The organism is uncultured Sphingomonas sp., assembly GCF_913777625.1.
Taxonomy (GTDB): Bacteria; Pseudomonadota; Alphaproteobacteria; order Sphingomonadales; family Sphingomonadaceae; genus Sphingomonas.
The window spans coordinates 388,381-408,834 of record NZ_CAJYTI010000020.1 but is presented as its reverse complement, the minus strand read 5'-3'; the positions used below and the strand labels follow the sequence as shown (position 1 = coordinate 408,834).

Here is a 20,454-nt window from a genome sequence, read left to right as displayed (position 1 = left end):
ACTCCGCGTCGGGCCCCCCGGAGTCGATAGGAACAGCGATGAAGTTCAGGCGGCGGTTCCGTAGAGTAGCGTTGTTGGGCCAGCTGGGTCCGGGGCTGGTCACCGGCGCGGCCGATGACGATCCCAGCGGCATCGCCACCTATTCGCAGGCGGGCGCGCAGTTCGGCTTCGGGCTGCTCTGGACGATGCTGCTCACCTATCCGCTGATGAGCGCGGTGCAGCTGATCAGCGCGCAGATCGGCCGGGTGACCGGCAAGGGGCTTGCGAGCAACATGGGCGCGCTACTGCCGCACTGGCTGGTCACCGGGCTCGTCGCGCTGCTGTTTCTCGCCAACACGGTCAACATCGGCGCCGATCTCGCCGCGATGGGCGCGGCGGGGGAGATGGTCAGCGGCATCGACTCGCACATCCTGACGGTCGTCCTGGCGCTGCTGTCGCTGACGCTGCAGCTGTTCGTGCCCTATCGCCGCTATGCCACGCTGCTCAAATGGCTGACGCTGGCGCTGCTCGCCTATGTCGCGGTGCTGCTGTTCGTGAAGCTCGACTGGGGGCAGGTGGTTCGCGGGCTTGTCGTGCCGCGGATCGAGGGCACGGGGGCCATCGTGACCATCGTCGCCTTGTTCGGCACCACGATCAGCCCCTATCTGTTCTTCTGGCAGAGCGCGCAGGAGGTCGAGGACCTCGATGGCGACCAGCACGCCGAGCCGCTCAAGGACGCGCCGTGGCAGGCCCGGCGCCAGTTCCGGCGGATGAATGTCGATACCTGGGCGGGCATGGCGTTTTCGAACGTCGTCGCGCTGGCGATCATGATCGCGACGGCCGCGACGCTGCATGCGACCGGGCACGATCAGATCGACACCGCCGCCGATGCCGCCCGCGCGCTGCAGCCGGTGGCGGGGCGGTTCGCGTTCCTGCTGTTCGCGATCGGGATCGTCGGCACCGGGTTCCTGGCCGTGCCGGTGCTCGCCGGATCGGCCGCCTTCGCGGTGGCGGAGAGCCGGGGCTGGGACTGCGGGCTCGAATACAAGCCGCGCGAGGCGGTGGGCTTCTATGCCGTGATCGGCGCGGCGACGGTGCTCGGCATCGCGATCGACTGGTCGCCGCTCGATCCGATCAAGGCGCTGTTCTGGAGCGCGGTGGTCAACGGCGTGATCGCGGTGCCGATCATGGCCGCGATGATGCTCGTCGCCTCGCGCCACCGGACCATGGGCAAGTTCACCGCGTCCCCCTGGCTCATGCGCGGCGGCTGGGCCGCGACCCTGGTGATGGGCGTCGCCTCAGTCGCGATGCTGATGACGATGTGATCCCATGGCCAGCATTCGCAACGGCTCGCCTCCCGCTGGCGCCCGTTTGACGCGCTCGCGCTTTGCTGCCACTTGCTGTTGCAACTGCGAAAGGCATCGGGGTGCGGATCGTCATTGTCGATGACAGCGGGGCGCGTGCATCGGTCCTCGAAGAGGGGCTGCGCGAGGCCGGCTATGACGACATCCACTTCGTGCCGCCGCGCGGCGCGTTCGTCGCCCGGATCGAGCGGATGGCGCCCGACGTCGTGCTGATGGACCTGGGCAGCCCGAGCCGGGACACGCTGGAAGAGATGTTGTTCGTCAGCCGCGCGCTTGCCAAGCCGATCGCGATGTTCGTCGACCAGTCCGACGAGGCGATGATCGGCGCGGCGATCGATGCGGGCGTCTCCGCCTATGTCGTCGATGGGTTGCGCAAGGATCGGGTGAAGCCGATCCTCGACCTGGCGGTGCGGCGGTTCAACGCCTTTTCCCGGATGCAGAGCGAACTGGACGAGGCGCGCACCGCGCTCGCCAACCGCAAGACGATCGACAAGGCCAAGGCGATACTGATGGCACAGCGCGGACTGAACGAAGCCGATGCCTATGCGCTGCTGCGCTCGACGGCGATGAACCAGGGGCGGCGGCTGGTCGACGTGGCCGAGGCGCTAATCACCGCGAGCAGCCTGCTCGGCGGCGGTGCGGCATGACGCCGCTGCGCGCCGCCTTCCTGCCGCTTACCGACAGCGCGGTGCTCGTCGCCGCCCGCGAGAAGGGCTTCGCCGAGGCCCAGGGAATCGATCTGGAGCTGGTGCGCACCACCAGCTGGGCGACGCTGCGCGACCGGCTGGTCTATGGCCAGGTGCAGGCCGCACAGATGCTGGCGCCGCTGGCGGTGGCGGTCACGCTGGGGCTGAGCCAGCAGCCGGCGGCACTCTCGGCACCGTTCAAGCTCAACAGCAACGGCAACATGCTGGTGATGTCGGGCGAGTTCGCCGCGGCCCTGGAGCCGGACCTCGCCGCGCGCCTGGCCGATCCGCTGGGCACGGGGCACGACTTCGCCACCGCCATCGGGCTGTTTCGCCGCAAGCCGATCCTCGGCATCGTCCATCGCTTTTCCGGCCACGCGCTGATGCTGCGCTACTGGCTGGGCAGCGTCGGCATCGACCCGGACCGCGACGTGGTGCTGCGCGTCCTGCCGCCCTCGCTCACCGTCGAGGCGATGCGGCTAGGCGAGATCGACGGCTTCATCGCCGGCGATCCGTGGCCGGCGGCAGCGATCGCGCACGGGCTGGCCGAGGCGGTGGCGATCGGCGCGCGGATATGGCAGCGCGGCGTCGAGAAGGTGCTGGCGCTGCGCACCGACTGGATGGAGGCCAACGCCGAGACCGTCGACCGGCTGCTGGTCGCGCTGGCGGGGGCGGCGCGCTGGTGCGACGATCCCGCGAACCGGGGCGCGCTGGCCGAGCTGCTGTCACGCCCCGACTATGTCGGCGAACCGTCCGAGTTGATCGAGGCGGGGCTGGCGGGGCAGGTGGTCCCCCGGGCCGGGCTGCCGGCGATCGACCAGTCCGATTTCCTGCTGTTCCACCGCGAGGCGACGGCGTTCCCGTGGCGCAGCCAGGCCTTGTGGATCTACTCGCAGCTCGTCCGCTGGCACCAGGCCGACCCCAGTCCGGCGGCCGAAGCGGCTGCGGCCGCGGTGTTTCGTCCGGATGTGTATCGCCGTGCGCTGGGTGCGAGCGGCGAGCCGATGCCGGGCGCCAGCATGAAGCTGGAAGGGGCAGTCGATGCGCCGACCGGCGTGGGGGCGCATCGCGGCGCGTTGACGCTCGGGCCCGATCGTTTCTTCGATGGCCGCGTGTTCGATCCGGAACGGCTGGACGCGTATCTGGCGGGGTTTAGCGGCACGCGAGGCTAGCCTCCCTTGGCCCCACCCCAACCTTTGCCTGAAGGGAGGGGCTGGGATGCGAACAACTTCGCACTTGCAGCACGCGCCAATCCGCGCGATCATCCCCGAGTCGCGCAAGGAAGCGCGCCCATCGGGAGGCCGCCCCAACGCCGGGGCATCCTTCCCCTCTGAACGCAGCAAAGCCGCTGACCGGATGTCGCACCCTGCGAACGTCCGGCGAGCGGCTTTTTTCTTGTCCTTTTCAGATCGGCATTGGGGAAATCAGCATGGCAACGGCATTTCTGGAGGAACGGGTGGCAATTCAGGCTGCCAAGGCGGACGGGAGCAGCTTCTGGCGCAGCGGCCATTGGCCGACGCTGGTGGCGGCCTTCCTCTATTTCGACCTCGCCTTCATGGTGTGGGTGCTGCTCGGCCCGCTCGCGCCCGAGATCGCCAAGACCCTGCACCTCACCGCCGCGCAGAAGGGGCTGATGGTGGCGACGCCGACGCTCGCCGGCGCGGTCCTGCGCGTGGTCAACGGGCTGCTGGTCGATCGCATCGGGCCGAAGCGCTCGGGTGCGATCAGCCAGATGATCGTGATCGGCGGTTTGCTCTCGGCCTGGCTGCTGGGGGTCAACAGCTTCGGCGGCACGCTGGCGCTGGGCGTGATCCTCGGCTTTGCCGGCGCAAGCTTCGCGATCGCGCTGCCGCTCGCCAGCCGCTGGTATCCGGCCGAGCACCAGGGCAAGGCGATGGGCCTGGCCGGCATGGGCAATTCGGGTACCGTGCTCGCCGCGCTGTTCGCCCCCGCACTCGCCAAGCTGTTCGGCTGGAACGCGGTGCTGGGCCTGGCGTGCATTCCGCTCGGCATCGTCTTCCTGATCTACCTTGCCATGGCCAAGGACGCGCCCAACCCGCCCGCGCCCAAGACGCTGGTCGAATATCTTCACCCGCTCAAGTCCGCCGATGCCTGGTGGCTGATGGGCTTCTACGCCGTCACCTTCGGCGGATTCGTCGGGCTGGCGGCGTCGCTGCCGATCTATTTCACGGATCAGTTCAAGCTGAGCACCATCGTCGCCGGCTATTGCACCGCCGGCTGCGTGTTCGCCGGATCGCTGGTGCGACCGCTGGGGGGCGCGCTCGCCGACCGGATCGGCGGGGTAAAGGCACTGACCGGCGTCCTCCTCGTCGCCGCCGCCGCGCTGGCGGGCGTGAGCGTCGCACCGACGCTGCCCGCGGCGCTCGGCTGTTTCGTCCTCGCGATGCTGGCGCTGGGCACCGGCAACGGATCGGTCTTCCAGCTGGTGCCGCAGCGTTTCCAGGCGGAGATCGGGGTGATGACCGGGCTGGTCGGCATGGCCGGCGGGATCGGGGGCTTCTACCTCGCCTCGTCGCTAGGCCTCGCCAAGCAGCTGGCGGGCAGCTTCGCCCCGGGCTTTCTGATCTTCGCCGGGCTTGCGCTGGTGGCACTGGTCGGGCTCCGCCTGGTAAAAAGCCGCTGGCGGGCGACCTGGACGAGCGGCGCGCGGATATAATTTGTAACTGGGATGGCGGCGCTGCCGGGGCTAGCGCCGCCGCGTTGGCATGAAAGGGGGGACTGCATGCGTTTCTGGATCAGCACGGCTGTCATGCTGGCCGCCGCCGGGCCGGCCTGCGCCCAGGACATTGCGATCAAGCCGCTGCTCGAGGCGCGGACGCGCTACGAGCATGTCGACCAGGCCGGCATTGCCGATACCGCCGATGCAGTGACGATCCGCGCCCGTGCCGGCGTCGAGCTCAGCCACGGCCCCTGGGTCGCGCTGGGCGAGGCGCAAGGCAATCTCGCCGTGATCGGCGACTATTATGACGGCCTGCACGGGGTGGCGACACGGCCGACCATCGGCGACCCGGAGAATGTCGCCATCTACCGCGCGCAGCTGCAATATCGCACCAAGCCTCTTACCGTCACGGCGGGTCGCCAGCGCATCATGCTCGATGACGAGCGCTTCGTCGGCAACGCCGGATTTCGCAACAACGCCCAGACCTATGACGCCGTACGGACCGAGATCGTGCCGGCCAAGGGCGTCAAGCTCGACCTCACCTATGCCTGGGACGTGCGCACCATCTGGGGCACCGAGGGGCGGGGCGCGCGGCAGCGGGGCGTGGGCGGCAACAATGTTTTCGCCAATCTGGGCGTGGCGACGCCGGTCGGCACGCTGACGGGTTTTGCCTATCTGGTCGACCAGGACGAGGCCGAGGTGCAGGGCTTCCGCCTCTCCAACCAGAGCTATGGCGCGCGCCTCGCCGGCAGCCGGGCGATCGCGCCGCAGGTCAAGCTCGGCTATCAGCTGAGCTGGGCGCGCCAGTCCGACTATCACCACAATCCCACCCGCTATCAGGCCGATTATTGGCTCGCCGATGCGACGCTGACGATCCGCAGCTGGCAGCTCAATGCGGGGTATGAGGTGCTCGGCGCGGATACCGGCGCGGCGCTGACCAGCTTCCAGACGCCGCTCGGCAGCGTGTTCAAGTTCCAGGGCTGGGCCGACAAGCTGACCGTCACCCCGCCCAATGGCGTCCGCGATTTCTACGCGGGCGGTGGCTATGGCTGGAAGAAGCTGGGCAAGATCGACGCGCTGGGGCTGCAGGCGGTGTGGCACCGCTACCAGAGCGACCGCCTGGACCAGCATTATGGCAACGAGTGGAACCTGCTGCTCACCGCGCAGGTGAAGAAGACGCAGCTCTCGGCCCGCTACGCCCGCTACGAGGCGGACCGGTTCGCCACCGATACCAGCAAGTTCTGGTTGCAGGCGGACTGGAAGTACTGAGGTCTGGGAGCGAATGAAGCCTGCGCTCCCCTCCCGCTTGCGGGAGGGGGCGGGGTAGGGGAGGGCTTGGGCCCTGTGAAGGCGGCAGCGAAAGAGCCTCCACGTCGGTCCCTTCCCTAGCCCCTCCCGCGAGCAGGAGGGGAACCAAGTTGCGGCAATGCTCGGAATCGCTTGAGCCGCCTCCCGAATCGGTTTATGTTGCACTGCGAAGGACAAGGCTGTCCTTCCCCACATCGCCACGCCAGCCCGCCGATGGGCGAACGTGGTCCCGTTGATGGCAAAGCCGCCATCCAGCGCTCGGTTCACAAGACCGGGCGCCGGATGGCGGCTTTTTTGGTTTTGGAGCGAAGCGGATGGAGTTTCTCGAAGCCACGGCGGTCCTTGCCGACGACAGCGTCGCCCCGGCGCCTGCATCGGCCGAACCGCGCCAGCATCTCGTCGTCATCGGCAACGGCATGGCTGGCTGCCGCGCGGTGGAGGAACTGCTCGCCCGCGACGGTACGCGCTTCCGCGTCACCATCTTCGGCGCCGAGCCGCATGTGAACTACAACCGGATCATGCTGTCGCCGGTGCTGGCGGGCGAGAAGTCGTTCCAGGAGATCGTGATCAACGACCACGCCTGGTACGCGCAGCACGGCATCGAGCTGGTCGCCGGCGATCCGGTGGTGGCGATCGACCGCGCCGCGCGCACCGTCACGGCGAAATCGGGGCGCGTTACCGGCTATGACAAGCTGCTGATCGCCACCGGTTCGGATCCGTTCATCATTCCGGTGCCGGGGCACGAGCTGCCCGGCGTCATCAGCTTCCGCGACATGGCCGATGTCGACGCGATGCTGGCGGCGGCGGAAGGCGGCGGCGAGGCGGTGGTGATCGGCGGCGGGCTGCTCGGGCTGGAGGCGGCGCACGGCCTCACGCTGCGCGGCATGAAGGTCACCGTGCTCCATTTGATGCCGACGCTGATGGAGCGCCAGCTCGACGAGGCGGCGGGGTGGCTGCTCAAGTCGGCGCTGGAGGCGCGCGGGCAGACCATCCTCACCGGCGCGGACACCGCCGCGATCCTCGGCGACGGCAAGGTCGAAGGCGTGCAGCTCAAGGACGGGCGCGTCATCCCGGCCAAGCTGGTGGTGATGGCGGTCGGCATCCGCCCCTCGGTGAAGCTCGCCCGCGAGGCGGGGCTGGCGGTGGGGCGCGGCATCCAGGTCGACGACCATATGGTCACCAGCGACGCGAACGTGCTCGCGGTCGGCGAATGCGTCGAGCATGACGGGCAGTGCTACGGTCTGGTCGCGCCCTTGTGGGACATGTGCCGCAGTCTGGCCGACGGGCTGGTCGCGCGCGCCAATCCCTATCGCGGCTCGGTCACGTCGACCAAGCTCAAGGTCGCCGGGCTCGACGTGTTCTCGGCGGGCGACTTCTCCGGCGGCGAGGGCTGCGAGGACATCGTCCTGCGCGACGCCGCCCGCGGCATCTACAAGCGGGTGGTGCTGAAGGACGACCGCGTGATCGGCGCGGTGCTGTTCGGCGATACCGGCGACGGCGGCTGGTATTTCGATCTGCTCAAGAAGGGCGAGGACGTCGCCCCGATCCGCGACGTGCTGATCTACGGCCAGGCCTTCGCCTCGGGAGGGGGGCAGCTGGACCCTAAGGCGGCCGTTGCGGCGCTCTCGGACGATGCCGAGATCTGCGGCTGCAACGGCGTTTCCAAGGGGCAGGTGGTTGCCACGATCAACGGCGGGGCGTGCAGCCTCGATGCGGTGCGCGCCGGCTGCAAGGCCTCGGCCAGCTGCGGATCGTGCACCGGCATCGTCGAGCAGTTGCTGGCGCTGGCGCTGGGCGAGGAGGGCGTGCAGAGCGGCCCCAAGACGATGTGCAAATGCACGACCTACGGCCATGACGAGGTACGCCGCGCGATCGTCGAGCAGGGCATGCGCGCCATCCCGCAAGTGATGCAGACGCTGCACTGGTCCACGCCCGACGGCTGTTCCTCGTGCCGCCCGGCGCTCAATTACTACCTGCTCTGCGCGCTGCCCGGCGAGTATCTCGACGACCAGCAGAGCCGGTTCGTCAACGAGCGGCTCCACGCCAACATCCAGAAGGACGGCACCTATTCGGTGGTGCCGCGCATGTGGGGCGGGGTGACCACCCCGAACGAGCTGCGCGCGATCGCCGATGTGGTGGAGAAGTACAACGCGCCGATGGTGAAGGTCACCGGCGGCCAGCGGCTCGACATCTTCGGCATCCGCAAGGAGGATCTGCCCGGCGTCTGGGCCGATCTCAACGCGGCGGGGATGGTCTCGGGCCATGCCTATGCCAAGGCGCTGCGCACGGTGAAGACCTGTGTCGGCTCCGAATGGTGCCGCTTCGGCACGCAGGATTCGACCGGGCTGGGGATCAAGCTGGAGCGCGGCTTCTGGGGCAGCTGGATGCCGCACAAGTTCAAGATGGCGGTCTCCGGCTGCCCGCGAAACTGCGCCGAGGCGACGATCAAGGACTTCGGCGTGGTGTGCGTCGACTCCGGCTATGAGCTCCATGTCGGCGGCAATGGCGGCATCCATGTCCGCGCGACCGATCTGCTGGTGAAGGTGAGTACCGAGGCGGAGGCGATGCATTACGCCGCCGCCTTCGTGCAGCTCTACCGCGAGGAGGCGCGCTATCTCGAGCGCACCGCGCCGTGGATCGAGCGGGTGGGGCTTGCGTATGTGAAGGCGCGGGTGGTGGAGGACGAGGCCGGGCGCGACGCGCTGGCGGCGCGCTTCTGGCATTCGCAATCCTTCAGCCAGGACGACCCCTGGGCCGAGCGCGTCGCGGGCGCCGATGCCGGTCTCCACCAGCCTCTTCTCGCCGCCGCGGAGTGAACACGATGACCGACTGGATCGATATCGGCACCCTCGCCGACCTGCCGCTGCGGGGCAGCCGCACGCTCACGCTCGCCGGCGAGCCGGTGGCGGTGTTCCGCACCCATGACGACCAAGTCTTCGCGCTGATCGACCGCTGCCCGCACAAGGGCGGGCCGCTGAGTGCGGGGATCGTGCATGGCCATGCGGTGGCCTGCCCGCTCCACAACATGCGGATCGCGCTGGCAACCGGCACGGCCTTGGGAGAGGATGCCGGCTGCACGCCGGTGGTGCCGGTGCGGGTGGAGGGCGAGCGGATCCTGCTCGCCGGCCCGGTGCGGGCGGCGGCGTGAGGGGGGACCTTCAGATCCTCCCCGGCACGGGGAGGGGGACCGCCCGCGAAGCGGGGGGTGGAGGGGGCTCTCCACCAGCGACGTCCCGTGTGGAGGCCCCCCTCCACCAGCCTTCGGCTGGTCCCCCTCCCCGTGCCGGGGAGGATCAATGACGATCCGCACCACCTGCGCCTATTGCGGGGTCGGCTGCGGCATCCGCGCTACCGTCACCGGCGAGCGCAGCGTCCGCATCGAGGGGGATCCCGAGCATCCCGCCAATCACGGCCGGCTCTGCTCCAAGGGCACCCATCTGGGCGAGACGATCGGGCTGGAGGGGCGCCTGCTCCACCCGATGATCGGGGACCGCCGCGCCAGCTGGGACACGGCGCTCGACCTCGTCGCCCGCCGCTTCCGCGCGACGATCGCCGAGCACGGACCCGACAGCGTCGCCTTCTACGTCTCGGGCCAGCTGCTCACCGAGGATTACTATGTCGCCAACAAGCTGATGAAGGGCTTCATCGGATCGGCGAACATCGACACCAATTCGCGGCTGTGCATGTCGAGCGCGGTGGCCGGGCACATGCGCGCGTTCGGCGAGGATGTGGTGTCGGGCAGCTATGCCGATCTCGACGCGGCCGACCTGATCCTACTGGTCGGCTCGAACACCGCCTGGTGCCATCCGGTGGTCTATCAGCGGATCATGGCGGCGCGAGCCGAGCGCGGCACGAAGCTGGTGGTGATCGACCCCCGGCGCACCGAAACGGCCGAGGAAGCGGACCTGCACCTGCCGCTGCGCCCCGGCAGCGACGTCGCGCTGTTCAACGGCCTGCTCGCGCATTGCCGCGCCGAGGGGCTGGCCGGTGCGGACAACCTCGACGTGCCGGAGGGTTTCTGGGAAGCGCTGGGAGAGGGGCACGACCTCTGGTCCACCGCGCAGCGCTGCGATGTCGCGCCTGCCGATCTCCAGCGCTTCTACCGGCTGTTCGCCGCGCACCCGCACACCGTCACGCTGTTCAGCCAGGGCATCAACCAGTCGATCCGCGGCACCGATCAGGTCAACGCGATCCTCAACCTGCACCTCGCCACCGGGCGGATCGGCACCCCCGGCGCGGCGCCCTTCTCGATCACCGGCCAGCCCAATGCGATGGGCGGCCGCGAGGTGGGCGGGCTCGCCTCGACGCTGGCGGCGCATCGCGGCTTCGGGGCGGAAGACGTGGCCGATGTGGGTCGTTTCTGGGCCGCCGAGCGGATGGCGACCAAGCCGGGCCTCAAGGCCGTCGACCTGTTCCGCGCGGTGGGCGAGGGGCGGATCAAGGCGCTGTGGATCATGGCGACCAACCCGGCCGTCTCGATGCCCGATGCCGGCCGCGTGCGCGAGGCGCTGGCCGGCTGTCCGTTCGTCGTCGTCTCCGACGTGGTCGCCGAGACCGACACCAGCATCCACGCCCATGTCCGCCTGCCGGCCGCCGCCTGGGGCGAGAAGGACGGCACCGTCACCAATTCCGAACGCACGATCAGCCGCCAGCGCGCCTTCCTGCCGCTGCCCGGCGAGGCCAGGCCGGACTGGTGGATCGTCAGCCAGGTGGCGCGCCGCATGGGGTTCCGCACCGCCTTCACCTTTGATCGTCCGGCCGAGATCTGGCGCGAACATGCGCGGCTGACCGCCTATCGCAACGGCGGCGCCCGGATGCTCGACCTCAAGGCGAAGGCGGCGATCGGCAACCAGGCCTATGACGCGATGGCGCCGTTTTCCTGGCATCCGCAGCCCTTCGCGGACGGCCGCTACCCGACCCCCAGCGGTCGCGCCCGGCTGGTCCCGGTGGCGCAGCGGCCGCTCGAGGCGCCGCTCCGCGACTGGCCGATGACGCTCAACACCGGCCGCTACCGCGACCAATGGCACACGATGACGCGTACCGGCCTGTCACCCAAGCTCGCCCGCCACCGCGAGGAGCCGCTGGTCGAGATCCACCCGGACGACGCCGCGGCGCTGGGCATTGCCGATGGCGCGCTGGCGCGGGTGACGACGCCGCGGGGCGAAAGCCTGTTCCGTGCCGCGCATCATCCCGGCCAGCGCCGCGGTGAGCTGTTCACGCCGATCCACTGGACGGACCGGCAGGCGCGCGGCGGCCGCACCGGGCTGCTCGCCCGCGACCTCGTCGATCCGCATTCGGGCCAGCCCGGCTTCAAGCTCGCGCCTGCCCGCGTCGTGCCGGTCGCGATCGATTGGCGGGGGTTCCTGATCCTGCGCGGGGAGGGCATGGCACCCGACTGCCTGTGGGCGACGCGGGTGACCGTGCCGGGCGGGGCGCTCTACGAACTGGCGGGCATCGGCGACGCTGCCGCACTCGACCGCGTGCTCCCGCCAGGCGAGCGGATCGAGGCGAGCGACCCCGCCCGCGGATCGCGTCGCGTGGCGGTGCTGCGCGATGGCCGGCTGGCGGCGGTGCTGTTCGTCGCCCGCGCGGGCGAACTGCCGAGCCGCGACTGGCTGATCGGCCAGTTGGATGCGCCCCAGGGGCCCCAGGTGCTGGCCGGCTGCCCCCCAGGCCGCACGACCGATCGCGGGCCGGTCGTCTGCGCCTGTTTCGACATCGGCCTGCACCGCATTACCGCTGCCATTCGCGACCAGCAGCTTGTCGACGTCGCGGGAATCGGGGCGGCGCTGGGGGCCGGCACCAATTGCGGTTCGTGCCGTCCGGCGCTCGCCCGTATTCTGAAGGACATGTCAAAGGAGGCCGCGCATGGCTGACGAATTTCCCGCCGGCAGCGTCTGGCTGGTCGGTGCCGGCCCGGGCGATCCCGATCTGCTCACCCGCAAGGCCGAGCGGCTGCTGCGCACCGCCACGATCGTGTTCTACGACGCGCTGGTCGGTGCGGGTGTGCTCGCGCTGATCCCTGCCGCCGTGCGCCGGGTGCCGGTGGGCAAGCGCGCCGGCCGGCATTCCAAGGACCAGGGGGCGATCAACGCTCTGCTCGTCGCTGCCGCACAGGCCGGCGAGCGGGTAGTGCGGCTGAAGGGGGGCGATCCCTCGATCTTCGGCCGTTCGATGGAGGAATGTTCGGCGCTCGCCGAGGCCGGCGTGCCGGTGCGGATCTGCCCCGGCATCACCGCTGCCAGCGCGGCAGCGGCGTCGGCCGGCGTCTCGCTGTCGCTGCGGGGACTGGCGCGGCGGGTGCAGTTCGCCACGGCCCACAAGCGGGGCGCCGCGCCGCTCGACTTGGACTGGGCGGCGCTGGCGGACGCGCACTGCACCACGGTCTTCTACATGGGGCGCAGCGCGGCAGCGGAGATCAGCCGCAATCTCGCCGCAGCGGGGCTTGCGGGCACCACCCCGGTCCTGCTCGCGTGCGACGTCAGCCTTGCCGGCGAGCGTCTGCTCCACACCCGGCTCGATTTGCTGCCGATCGCCGTGGCCGGCTTTCCCGGCGATCAGCCAACCCTCATCCTGGTCGGCGAGGCGCTTGCCGCGGCGGGGAGCGGGTCGGTGGCCGGTGCCGCGCCGCATCGCCGAAGCGCCGATGCTTGCGGCGATCGCCGCGGGTGATGCGGAGGCGGGGGGGCTCCACCGGCACGCCAGCAGGGCGCCTCTCGCCCTGTTCGCCCGGGGCCGAGGAGGAGAGCGGGGCGCACGCCGCCTCTTCGAGCATCGCGAAGACTGCCCGGGGACAGGCTGCGATAGTTTCTACAGGCTAGAAGGCGTTCCGTAATTTCTCGGCAGCGGGAATTGGAGCGGGTGAAGGGAATCGAACCCTCGTCGTAAGCTTGGGAAGCTTCTGCTCTACCATTGAGCTACACCCGCGCCGCGTTGCGTTACCGCAACGTCTCGCCATGGCCCAGCGAACATTGCGCCGACTGCCAGTGCGCGGTGCAATAGCCGTGGGCGACGCCGCTGGCAATGGCTTACGTGCGGGGTGGGGACGCGGCGTAGCGCAGGCCGGGATGCCTGCCGTCCGGCGCTGTGCCGCACCAGAAGATATTCCAGAATGCATAGATGTTGCTGCGGCTGCTGTCGCCAGATATGCGACGTCCCATCCGTAAGGGATGCGTAGTTGACGTGTAGATACAATGGGCGGAAATTAACGCGATACTATCCGATTCCCTTGAATTCGGACGATCGCGTGTTTCGCGTAATTCTCCTGTAAGCTGTTCAATGTTCACGCCGGGGGCGTGCGTCGTATCGGGGGGTGTGACGATGAAGCTGCGGTGGACGACGGCGACCGCCGTGCTCGCGACGAGCGTGTTGCTCGGCGGATGTACCACGATCGGCAGCGGCGTCGTGACGGGGCCGCCGGGAATCAACAAATACGCGTTCCGCGAATGTTTGCTGGATAACGGATTTTATTCGCACCAGGCGCTCAGCGGCATCGCCGCGGCGGATTGGCGCCGGCGGCACCGGGATCCGAAATTCGCGGCGCGGGACGTGCGGCATCCGACACCGGAGGCGCGGACGCTCCTGGAGGAATCCTCGGCCAATTTCGTTCTCCGTTCTTCGACGATCATCGCCAATGGCCTGATGCCCAGCCTGCAATATTGGCAGCCCGGCGATCGTCGCAGCGGCACGGGGGTAGCCGAGACGTCCGGCGCGGCGGCGTTCGACGACACGCGAGGTGAGGAGGATCATGGCCGCAATCTTCCCTATGTGTTGATGCCGGCCCCGCGCGACTATCCCGAGCATCCGCAAAACGGCATCGGCGACTTCGCCAAGGGTGGGGCCGATCGCCCCGATTGGCGCCTCAACCGGTTCCTTGACTGCTATATCGCGCCGGTGGGCGCACCGGATGCGCTGAAGACGGCAACCGGTGCTCCCGGGCTATGGGCGCAGAATGGCGACGACGATATCGAGGGGCGGCTGCTGCGCGCGCATATCCTGCTGACGCTGCTGACGCGGTTCGGCACGCAACTGATCGTCTCGCACCCGGGCAAGAAACAGGTGACCCAGGCGGAACTGCTGCTGGGGCATGTGGCCGAGGCCGAAAAGGCCCTGCGCAGCGCCAGCCTGGTGTGGAACGCCGAACTGCGCGCCCAGGTCGCCGGCACCGGACTGTTGACGGTCGGCGATCAAGCAGGCGGCCACGACATCGACAAGGCGTCGACGCTCACCCTTTCCGACGGGATCGACGACCTCCAGCCGGTGCTGCGCTGGTACGGCTATACCACCCGGCTGCTGCGGGTGTTCCAGATCGGCGTCGATATCGAGCGGATCGACCTGCAGCAGTCGCTCGATCGCGCGAGCAATATCGTCGCGGCGTTCAGCACGCCGATCAAGGGGGCCTTCAACGCGATCCTGAAGGATTCGCTCGCGGGCATCGCGACGGTCCAGGAGATACGCATTTACGGCGATGCCTATCTCCGCGACGCGCGCGAAACCCTGAGTGTCCACCGCCGTTTCACCAAGCGCGACCCGTCCGGCTGGCGATACGATGTTCGGCGCCTTCGCGCGGGGTGGACGCTCTGGGATGCGGAACTGACCAGGTCGTGCCTCGTGCTCGCGACCGTGGCGCAGAAGGAGTCCAGGCCGGGAGAGGATCTCTGTTCGACCGGCGTCGCACCGAAACCCGCTGCGGGCGGCATGGGAGGGGGGCAATGACGCAAGCGACCGAGAAGATCGGGCTGCTGTTCGTGCATGGCATTGGCGAGCAGAAGCCGTTCGAACATCTGAAGAGCAGCGTGTCGGAGCTGGCCGAACTGCTGGCGCGCGGATCGGATACGTCGTTCGTTTCCTGCGCGGTCGAGGATCGCACCGCCGATTGGGCGCTGCCGGTGGGAACGCCCACCGCGAGCGGCGACGCGCCCGTCACGCTGCGGGTGAACGTCGTGCCACGGGAGGGGGCGGGGGACGCGGCGAGACGGCATTATGAATTTCACTGCCACGAGGTCTATTGGGCCGATCTCGGTGCCCGCAGCGGCCTGTTCGACGTGCTGAAATTCTGGATCTGGGGTCTCGGCCAATGGGCGGCGCCGATCTACCGCGATCTCGACGCAGCGCAGGTCAAGCAGGTGGCGAAACCCGCCGCCGACGGCAGGACGATGACGTTCGGTTCCCACCTCACGGCGATGCCGGCATCGGTCGCCGGTGAATTCTGGAGCGAACTGGGCGGGCGGCTCAAGCTGTGGATCGCGGGGGTGGGCGCCTTGTTGACGCTAGTAACGCTGTCGCTGGTCAAGCGCGTCGCGGCGAGCCTTACGCAATCGGCGCCGTCCCCCACGCTGCTCGTCCAGTATATCGGCGATGTGCGCACCTATGAGGAGCGTGCCCGGCCGGGCGATTCGACCCTGAGCGATCCCGGCTTTCCGCGCCGGGTGGCAATCCGGCGCCGGATGGTCACGCAGATGGTGGGGATGGGTGCCCGCACCGATCTGCACGGCTGGTATGTTCTCGGCCACAGCCTGGGCTCGGTCGTCGCCTATAACGGGCTCACGGAAATCGGCCATGCGCTGCCCAACTATCTCGGCAAGGACCAGTGGGACGCGCTGCCGCCGCACCTGAAGCGCGATCCGCAATGCCCGCGCCGGGAGGGCGAGGAACATCTGATGATGCCGGCGCGCGCGGACTGGCTGCACGATGCGGATGTGATCGATCGCAAGGCCTTGTTCGCGCGGCTGCGCGGGGTCGTCACCTATGGCAGCCCGCTCAACAAGTTCGCCGGTCTCTGGCCGCGGATCGTCGCCACCGCCACCAGGCGCCTGGATGGCACGAGCGTGTTTCCGGAGGGCAGCTGCCGCTGGCTCAATCTGCAGGCGCCGCAGGGTCCCGTTGCCGGCACGTTGGACCGGTTCGGCGCCACGCGGGTCGAGGAGGGCGGCGCGAAGCGTGTGACGAGCAGCAAGTTCAAGACCAGGCCGTTCGAAGGCGATGTGCCGCCTTGCACGACCTATCGCACGCCGATCTGGCAGCCCTATCTGCTGGCTCATCTGAACTATTTCCAGAATAGCCAGTCCTACAAGCAGGGCGTTGGCATCACCCAGCGGACCCAAGTCGCGCAGTGGCTGATCGGCGAGAATCCCGGTCTGGACATCGCCACCGTTCGCCTGCCGCTCTGGTTCGGCAAGCTGGCCGCGGCGCTGGCGGTGTTGATCCTCACCGCCACCTTGGCCGCGGCAGCCGTCGCGCTGGTTACCGTCGGCGGTGGACTCGGCAAGCAGATGATTTTTCCGACGCCCGGTGCGAAGCCCAGCAGCAGCGATTTCTTCGCGACCTTCCATGCCAGTGTCTGGCCGATTCTCGCCATCGTCGCTGGTGCGATCCTGCTCGCCGGGCTGCTCCGTTGGTCGACCGGCGCCTGGTACGGCTGGCGCCTGGCCCGGCATCAGAACGATAACCGGGGACGCGACGATCCGGGCATGACGATCGAGAAGGATTGGACGCCCGTGGTGCGGCTGGAGGCGGCGCAGTGGTTCGCCTCGGCGCTGTCCGTCGTCCTAACCGTTGCCGGCGCCCTCGCGTGGTGGAGCGGCTATCGGCCCGCGTTTCTCGATCCGCTGCACTGCCCGTGGCTGGAGGCGCATCCTGTCGCCGGACTGGTCTGCCTCGAACTGCTGCTCGTGCTGCTGGCCGCGGCGCTGCAGGCCTTGGTGAATTGCGTCCCGGTTTCCACCAAGCAGGTGGCCGCTGCCCCCTGACCGTGCCGTCAAGGCGCACTTCTCCCGATTGGCGGGGTCCCGTTGCTGCGATAGGGGCGGCGGCGATGCGTGACCCCGTGGATCGACCTTGCTATGGCATCTGGCAATTGGATCCAATGCGAGCAGGGAGAGGGTGTGTTGACGAAGTACGATATCCTGATCGTCGGCAGCGGCCATGGCGGCGCGCAATGTGCGATCGCGCTGCGCCAGGCCGGGTTTGCCGGCACGCTGGCGGTGATCGGGGAAGATCCCGACCTGCCCTATGAGCGGCCGCCGCTGTCCAAGGACTATCTGAAGGGCGAAAAGGGCTTCGATCGCATCCTGATTCGCGCGTCCGGCTTCTGGGACGAGCGGCAGGTGACGATGCTGTGCGGCCGGCGCGTGGTGGCGGTCGATCCGGCGGCGAAGACGGTTACCGACGCGGGCGGTGCCACGATCGGCTATGGCGCGCTGGTCTGGGCAGGCGGTGGCAGCGCGCGGCGGCTGGCGTGCAGCGGGCACGACCTCGCCGGCGTCCATGCGATCCGCACCCGGCGCGACGTCGACCAGCTGCTCGCCGAATTGCCCGCCACCCGCCGCGTGGTGGTGATCGGCGGCGGCTATATCGGGCTGGAGGCCGCGGCCGCGCTGATCAAGGCGGACAAGCAGGTGGTGGTGCTGGAGGCGATGGACCGCGTGCTCGCCCGCGTCGCCGGGGAGCCGCTGTCGCGCTTCTACGAGGCCGAGCACCGCGCCCAAGGCGTCGAGATCCGCACCGGCGCGAAGGTCGAGTGCCTGGAGGAACGGGACGGCCGCGTCGCCGGCGTGCGGCTGGAAGGCGGCGAGATGCTGCCGGCGGACATGGTGATCGTCGGCATCGGCATCGTGCCCGAAGTCGCGCCGCTGCTGGCGGCGGGCGCTGCGGGCGGCAACGGCGTGCGGGTGAATGCGCAGTGCCGCACCAGCCTGGCGGACATCTATGCGATCGGCGATTGCGCGCTGCACGCGAACGCCTATGCCGACGGCGCCGAGATCCGGCTGGAATCGGTGCAGAACGCCAATGATCAGGCCAATGTCGTCGCCAAGATCCTGACCGGGCAGGACGCGCACTATGATGCGGTGCCGTGGTTCTGGTCGAACCAGTACGACCTCAAGCTGCAGACGGTGGGGCTGTCGATCGGCCATGACGCGACGGTGGTGCGCGGCGACCCGGCCGCGCGCGCCTTTTCGGTGATCTACCTCAAGCAGGGGCGGGTGATCGCGCTCGACTGCGTCAATGCCATGCGCGATTATGTGCAGGGCAAGCGGCTGGTGGCCGAGCGCATGGTGGTCGATCCCGCCAGGCTCGCCGATCCGGCGGTGGTGCTGAAGGAGCTTTGAGTTGCGCGGCCGCGCGCGGGCGGGCATCCCATCCCCCAGCCAAAGGGAGAATTGAGGATGTCCGACGCGCCGGTGCTGCTTGCGAGGGAAGGCGATATCGCGGTGGTGCGCCTGAACCGCCCCGATCGGCTGAACGCGCTGACGTCCGAAATGCTCGATCTGCTCGCCGCGACGCTACGGCAGGCGGCGGACGAGGGCGCGCGGGCGGTGCTGCTCACCGGCGAGGGGCGTGCCTTCTGCGCGGGGGCGGATCTGACCGCCAGCGTCGGCATGCGCGATTCGGGCGAGGCGCTGCGGCAGCATTATAACCCGGTGATCGCGACGATGGCCGAGCTGCCGATTCCCATCGTCAGCGCGGTGAACGGCGCGGCGGCGGGGGCGGGGGCCTCGATCGCGCTCGCGGCGGACATCGTGGTGATGGCCCAGTCCGCCTATCTGCTGCTCGCCTTCGCCAATATCGGGCTGGTGCCCGATGCGGGCGCGACCTGGCTGATCGGCAAGGCCGCGGGGCGCGCGCGGCTGCTCGAAATGGCGCTGCTCGGCGAACGCATGCCGGCCGAAGAGGCGCTGGCCGCCGGGCTGGTGACGCGGGTGGTGGAGGATGGCGGGCTGTGGCAGGTCGCCCACGGCCTCGCTGCCAAGCTGGCCGCGATGCCGACGGTGGCGCTGGGCCTGATCCGCCGGCAGGTCGGGGCCGCCCTTTCGGGCACGCTGGCCGAGACGCTGGAGATCGAGGCCGATCACCAGAGCATCGCCGCCAGGACCGAGGATTGCCGCGAGGCGATCGCCGCCTTCCTCGCCAAGCGCGAACCGCAGTTCAAGGGCCGCTGAAATGCGATGGCGCTGGACCGCACTGTTGCTGGCGCTGCTCGCGGCACCTCCGGCGACGGCGCAGATACCGGCCCTGCGCCACGGCCAGCTGATCGTTGACGGCAAGCCCTTCCTGATCCTGGGGGGCGAGCTCGGCAACTCCTCGGCATCGGAGCGCGCCTGGCTGGCGCCGGCCTGGCCCCGGCTGCAGGCGATGCACCTCAACACCGTGCTGGCGCCGGTGAGCTGGGAACTGATCGAGCCGGCGGAGGGCCGGTTCGATTTCGCCGGCGTCGACGGCCTGATCGAGGATGCCCGCGCGCACGGGCTGCGGCTGGGGCTGTTGTGGTTCGGGGCGTGGAAGAATTCCATGTCCACCTATGTCCCCGCCTGGGTGAAGCGCGACGCGCGCCGTTTCCCCCGCGCGCTTGCCGCCGACGGCACGCACCAGGAAATCCTCTCCGCCTTCGCGGCGGCGACGCGCGATGCCGACGCCCGCGCCTTTGCCGCACTGATGGCGCATCTGCGCGCCGTCGATGGCGATCGGCACACGGTGATTCTGGTGCAGGTGGAGAACGAGATCGGCTTCCTGCCCGACGCACGCGAGCACGGCCCTATTGCCGATGCTGCCTTCGCCCGCTTTCGGGGCAGCGAGGAAGCGTTCACCGCCGAGGCCTATGCCCGCTATACCGAGGCGGTGGCCGCCGCCGGCAAGCGTGCCTATCCGCTGCCGATGTATGTCAACGGGGCGCAGGGGCGGCCGGGGCGCAAGCCCGGCGAGTATCCGGCGGGCGGCCCGCTGGTCCATCTGCTGGCGGCGTGGAAGCGCGCCGCGCCGTCGCTCGATTTCCTCGCCCCCGACATCTATTTCCCCAATTTCGGCGAGATCGCGCGCAGCTATGCGCTGCCCGGCAACCCGCTGTTCGTGCCCGAGGCAAACAATGCCGGCGACCCGCGCGCGGCTGCCAATGCGCTGCTGGTGTTCGGCGGGCTCAACGGCATCGGCTTCAGCCCCTTCTCGATCGACACGATCGATGCGCCCGGCGCGGCGCGGCTGACGGCGCTCTATGCGCTGCTCGGCGGCATGGCGCCGGTCATCCTCGACGCGCAGGCGAACGCCCGCATCGCCGGCTTCGCTCCGCCGGTGACGCCCGACGGCGCGGTCGACGAGCAGCCGCAGACGGTGGCGCTGGGGGGCTATCGATTCACGGTGCGCTTCGTCGATCCCTGGACTTCCCGTACCGCGCAGACCCCGGCCGAGCATGGCGGGATGCTCCTGTGGCAGGGCGGTGACGACTATCTGGTCGCCGGCACCGGCATCACGGTAACGGCCGCGCCGGTTTCGGGGGACGGCAAGGCCGGGCTGGAGTCGGTCGAGGAGGGGCGGTTCGAGGCGGGCCGCTTCGTGCCGCTGCGCCGCCTCAATGGCGACCAGACGCATCAGGGCCGCCATGTCCGCCTGCCGCCGGACGCGATCGGGGTGCAGCGGGTGCGGCTGTACCGCTACTGAGCGCGCGCGG

14 protein-coding genes and 1 tRNA gene are annotated in these 20,454 nt (G+C 69.3%); 14 read left to right on the top strand and 1 reads right to left on the bottom strand.

Translation table 11 applies throughout. The features are described 5' to 3' along the window. The first annotated feature begins 38 nt into the window (after positions 1-38). The 9 genes from QZ814_RS11870 (at position 39) to cobA (ending at position 12,689) form a co-directional block, all read left to right on the top strand. On the top strand, positions 39-1,304 hold the full coding sequence (locus QZ814_RS11870; RefSeq protein ID WP_294332386.1) for a divalent metal cation transporter: 1,266 nt from the start codon (positions 39-41) through the stop codon (positions 1,302-1,304). 101 nt (positions 1,305-1,405) lie between these two features. After that, positions 1,406-1,990 (top strand): ANTAR domain-containing protein, encoded by a 585-nt coding sequence (locus tag QZ814_RS11865; protein WP_294332384.1) that lies wholly within the window; start codon positions 1,406-1,408, stop codon positions 1,988-1,990. After that, a complete protein-coding gene (locus QZ814_RS11860; protein ID WP_294332382.1) occupies positions 1,987-3,201 on the top strand; it encodes a CmpA/NrtA family ABC transporter substrate-binding protein in 1,215 nt (404 codons plus the stop codon). Before QZ814_RS11865 ends, QZ814_RS11860 begins: the two co-directional genes overlap by 4 nt. Before the next feature lie 257 nt (positions 3,202-3,458). Then, on the top strand, positions 3,459-4,706 hold the full coding sequence (locus tag QZ814_RS11855; RefSeq protein WP_294332380.1) for a nitrate/nitrite transporter: 1,248 nt from the start codon (positions 3,459-3,461) through the stop codon (positions 4,704-4,706). Between the two features lie 66 nt (positions 4,707-4,772). After that, on the top strand, positions 4,773-5,978 hold the full coding sequence (locus QZ814_RS11850; RefSeq protein ID WP_294332378.1) for a hypothetical protein: 1,206 nt from the start codon (positions 4,773-4,775) through the stop codon (positions 5,976-5,978). 353 nt (positions 5,979-6,331) lie between these two features. Then, positions 6,332-8,833: a nitrite reductase large subunit NirB gene (gene nirB, locus QZ814_RS11845; protein WP_294332376.1), complete on the top strand. Its 2,502-nt coding sequence runs from the start codon at positions 6,332-6,334 to the stop codon at positions 8,831-8,833. 5 nt (positions 8,834-8,838) lie between these two features. Beyond that, positions 8,839-9,165 (top strand): nitrite reductase small subunit NirD, encoded by a 327-nt coding sequence (gene nirD, locus QZ814_RS11840; protein ID WP_294332374.1) that lies wholly within the window; start codon positions 8,839-8,841, stop codon positions 9,163-9,165. 148 nt (positions 9,166-9,313) lie between these two features. Further along, the gene (locus QZ814_RS11835) at positions 9,314-11,893 is read left to right on the top strand and encodes a nitrate reductase (RefSeq protein WP_294332371.1); all 2,580 of its coding nucleotides are present in this window, start codon (positions 9,314-9,316) and stop codon (positions 11,891-11,893) included. Further along, positions 11,886-12,689 carry a uroporphyrinogen-III C-methyltransferase gene (cobA, locus tag QZ814_RS11830; RefSeq protein WP_294332370.1) on the top strand — a complete coding sequence of 268 codons (804 nt, stop codon included), beginning with the start codon at positions 11,886-11,888 and terminating at the stop codon, positions 12,687-12,689. Before QZ814_RS11835 ends, cobA begins: the two co-directional genes overlap by 8 nt. A 181-nt stretch (positions 12,690-12,870) precedes the next feature. Here the strand turns inward: cobA and QZ814_RS11825 are convergent. Beyond that, positions 12,871-12,944: transfer RNA gene (locus QZ814_RS11825), tRNA-Gly, on the bottom strand. A gap of 393 nt (positions 12,945-13,337) precedes the next feature. Here QZ814_RS11825 and QZ814_RS11820 point away from each other — a divergent pair. The 5 genes from QZ814_RS11820 to QZ814_RS11800 all read left to right on the top strand — a co-directional run bounded on the left by QZ814_RS11820 (position 13,338) and on the right by QZ814_RS11800 (position 20,444). Further along, positions 13,338-14,732, top strand: a complete 1,395-nt coding sequence (locus QZ814_RS11820; RefSeq protein ID WP_294332368.1) for a hypothetical protein — start codon at positions 13,338-13,340, stop codon at positions 14,730-14,732. Further along, positions 14,729-16,765, top strand: coding sequence for a hypothetical protein (locus QZ814_RS11815; RefSeq protein WP_294332366.1), 2,037 nt, complete (start codon positions 14,729-14,731; stop codon positions 16,763-16,765). The genes QZ814_RS11820 and QZ814_RS11815 overlap by 4 nt, the downstream gene beginning before the upstream one ends. 138 nt (positions 16,766-16,903) lie before the next feature. After that, the gene (locus tag QZ814_RS11810) at positions 16,904-18,124 is read left to right on the top strand and encodes an FAD-dependent oxidoreductase (protein WP_294332365.1); all 1,221 of its coding nucleotides are present in this window, start codon (positions 16,904-16,906) and stop codon (positions 18,122-18,124) included. Positions 18,125-18,181: 57 nt separating this feature from the next. Further along, on the top strand, positions 18,182-18,955 hold the full coding sequence (locus QZ814_RS11805) for an enoyl-CoA hydratase-related protein (RefSeq protein ID WP_294332363.1): 774 nt from the start codon (positions 18,182-18,184) through the stop codon (positions 18,953-18,955). 1 nt (position 18,956) lies between these two features. Further along, entirely contained in the window at positions 18,957-20,444 is a 1,488-nt protein-coding gene (locus QZ814_RS11800; protein WP_294332361.1) for a DUF5597 domain-containing protein, read from the top strand. Positions 20,445-20,454 lie beyond the last annotated feature (10 nt).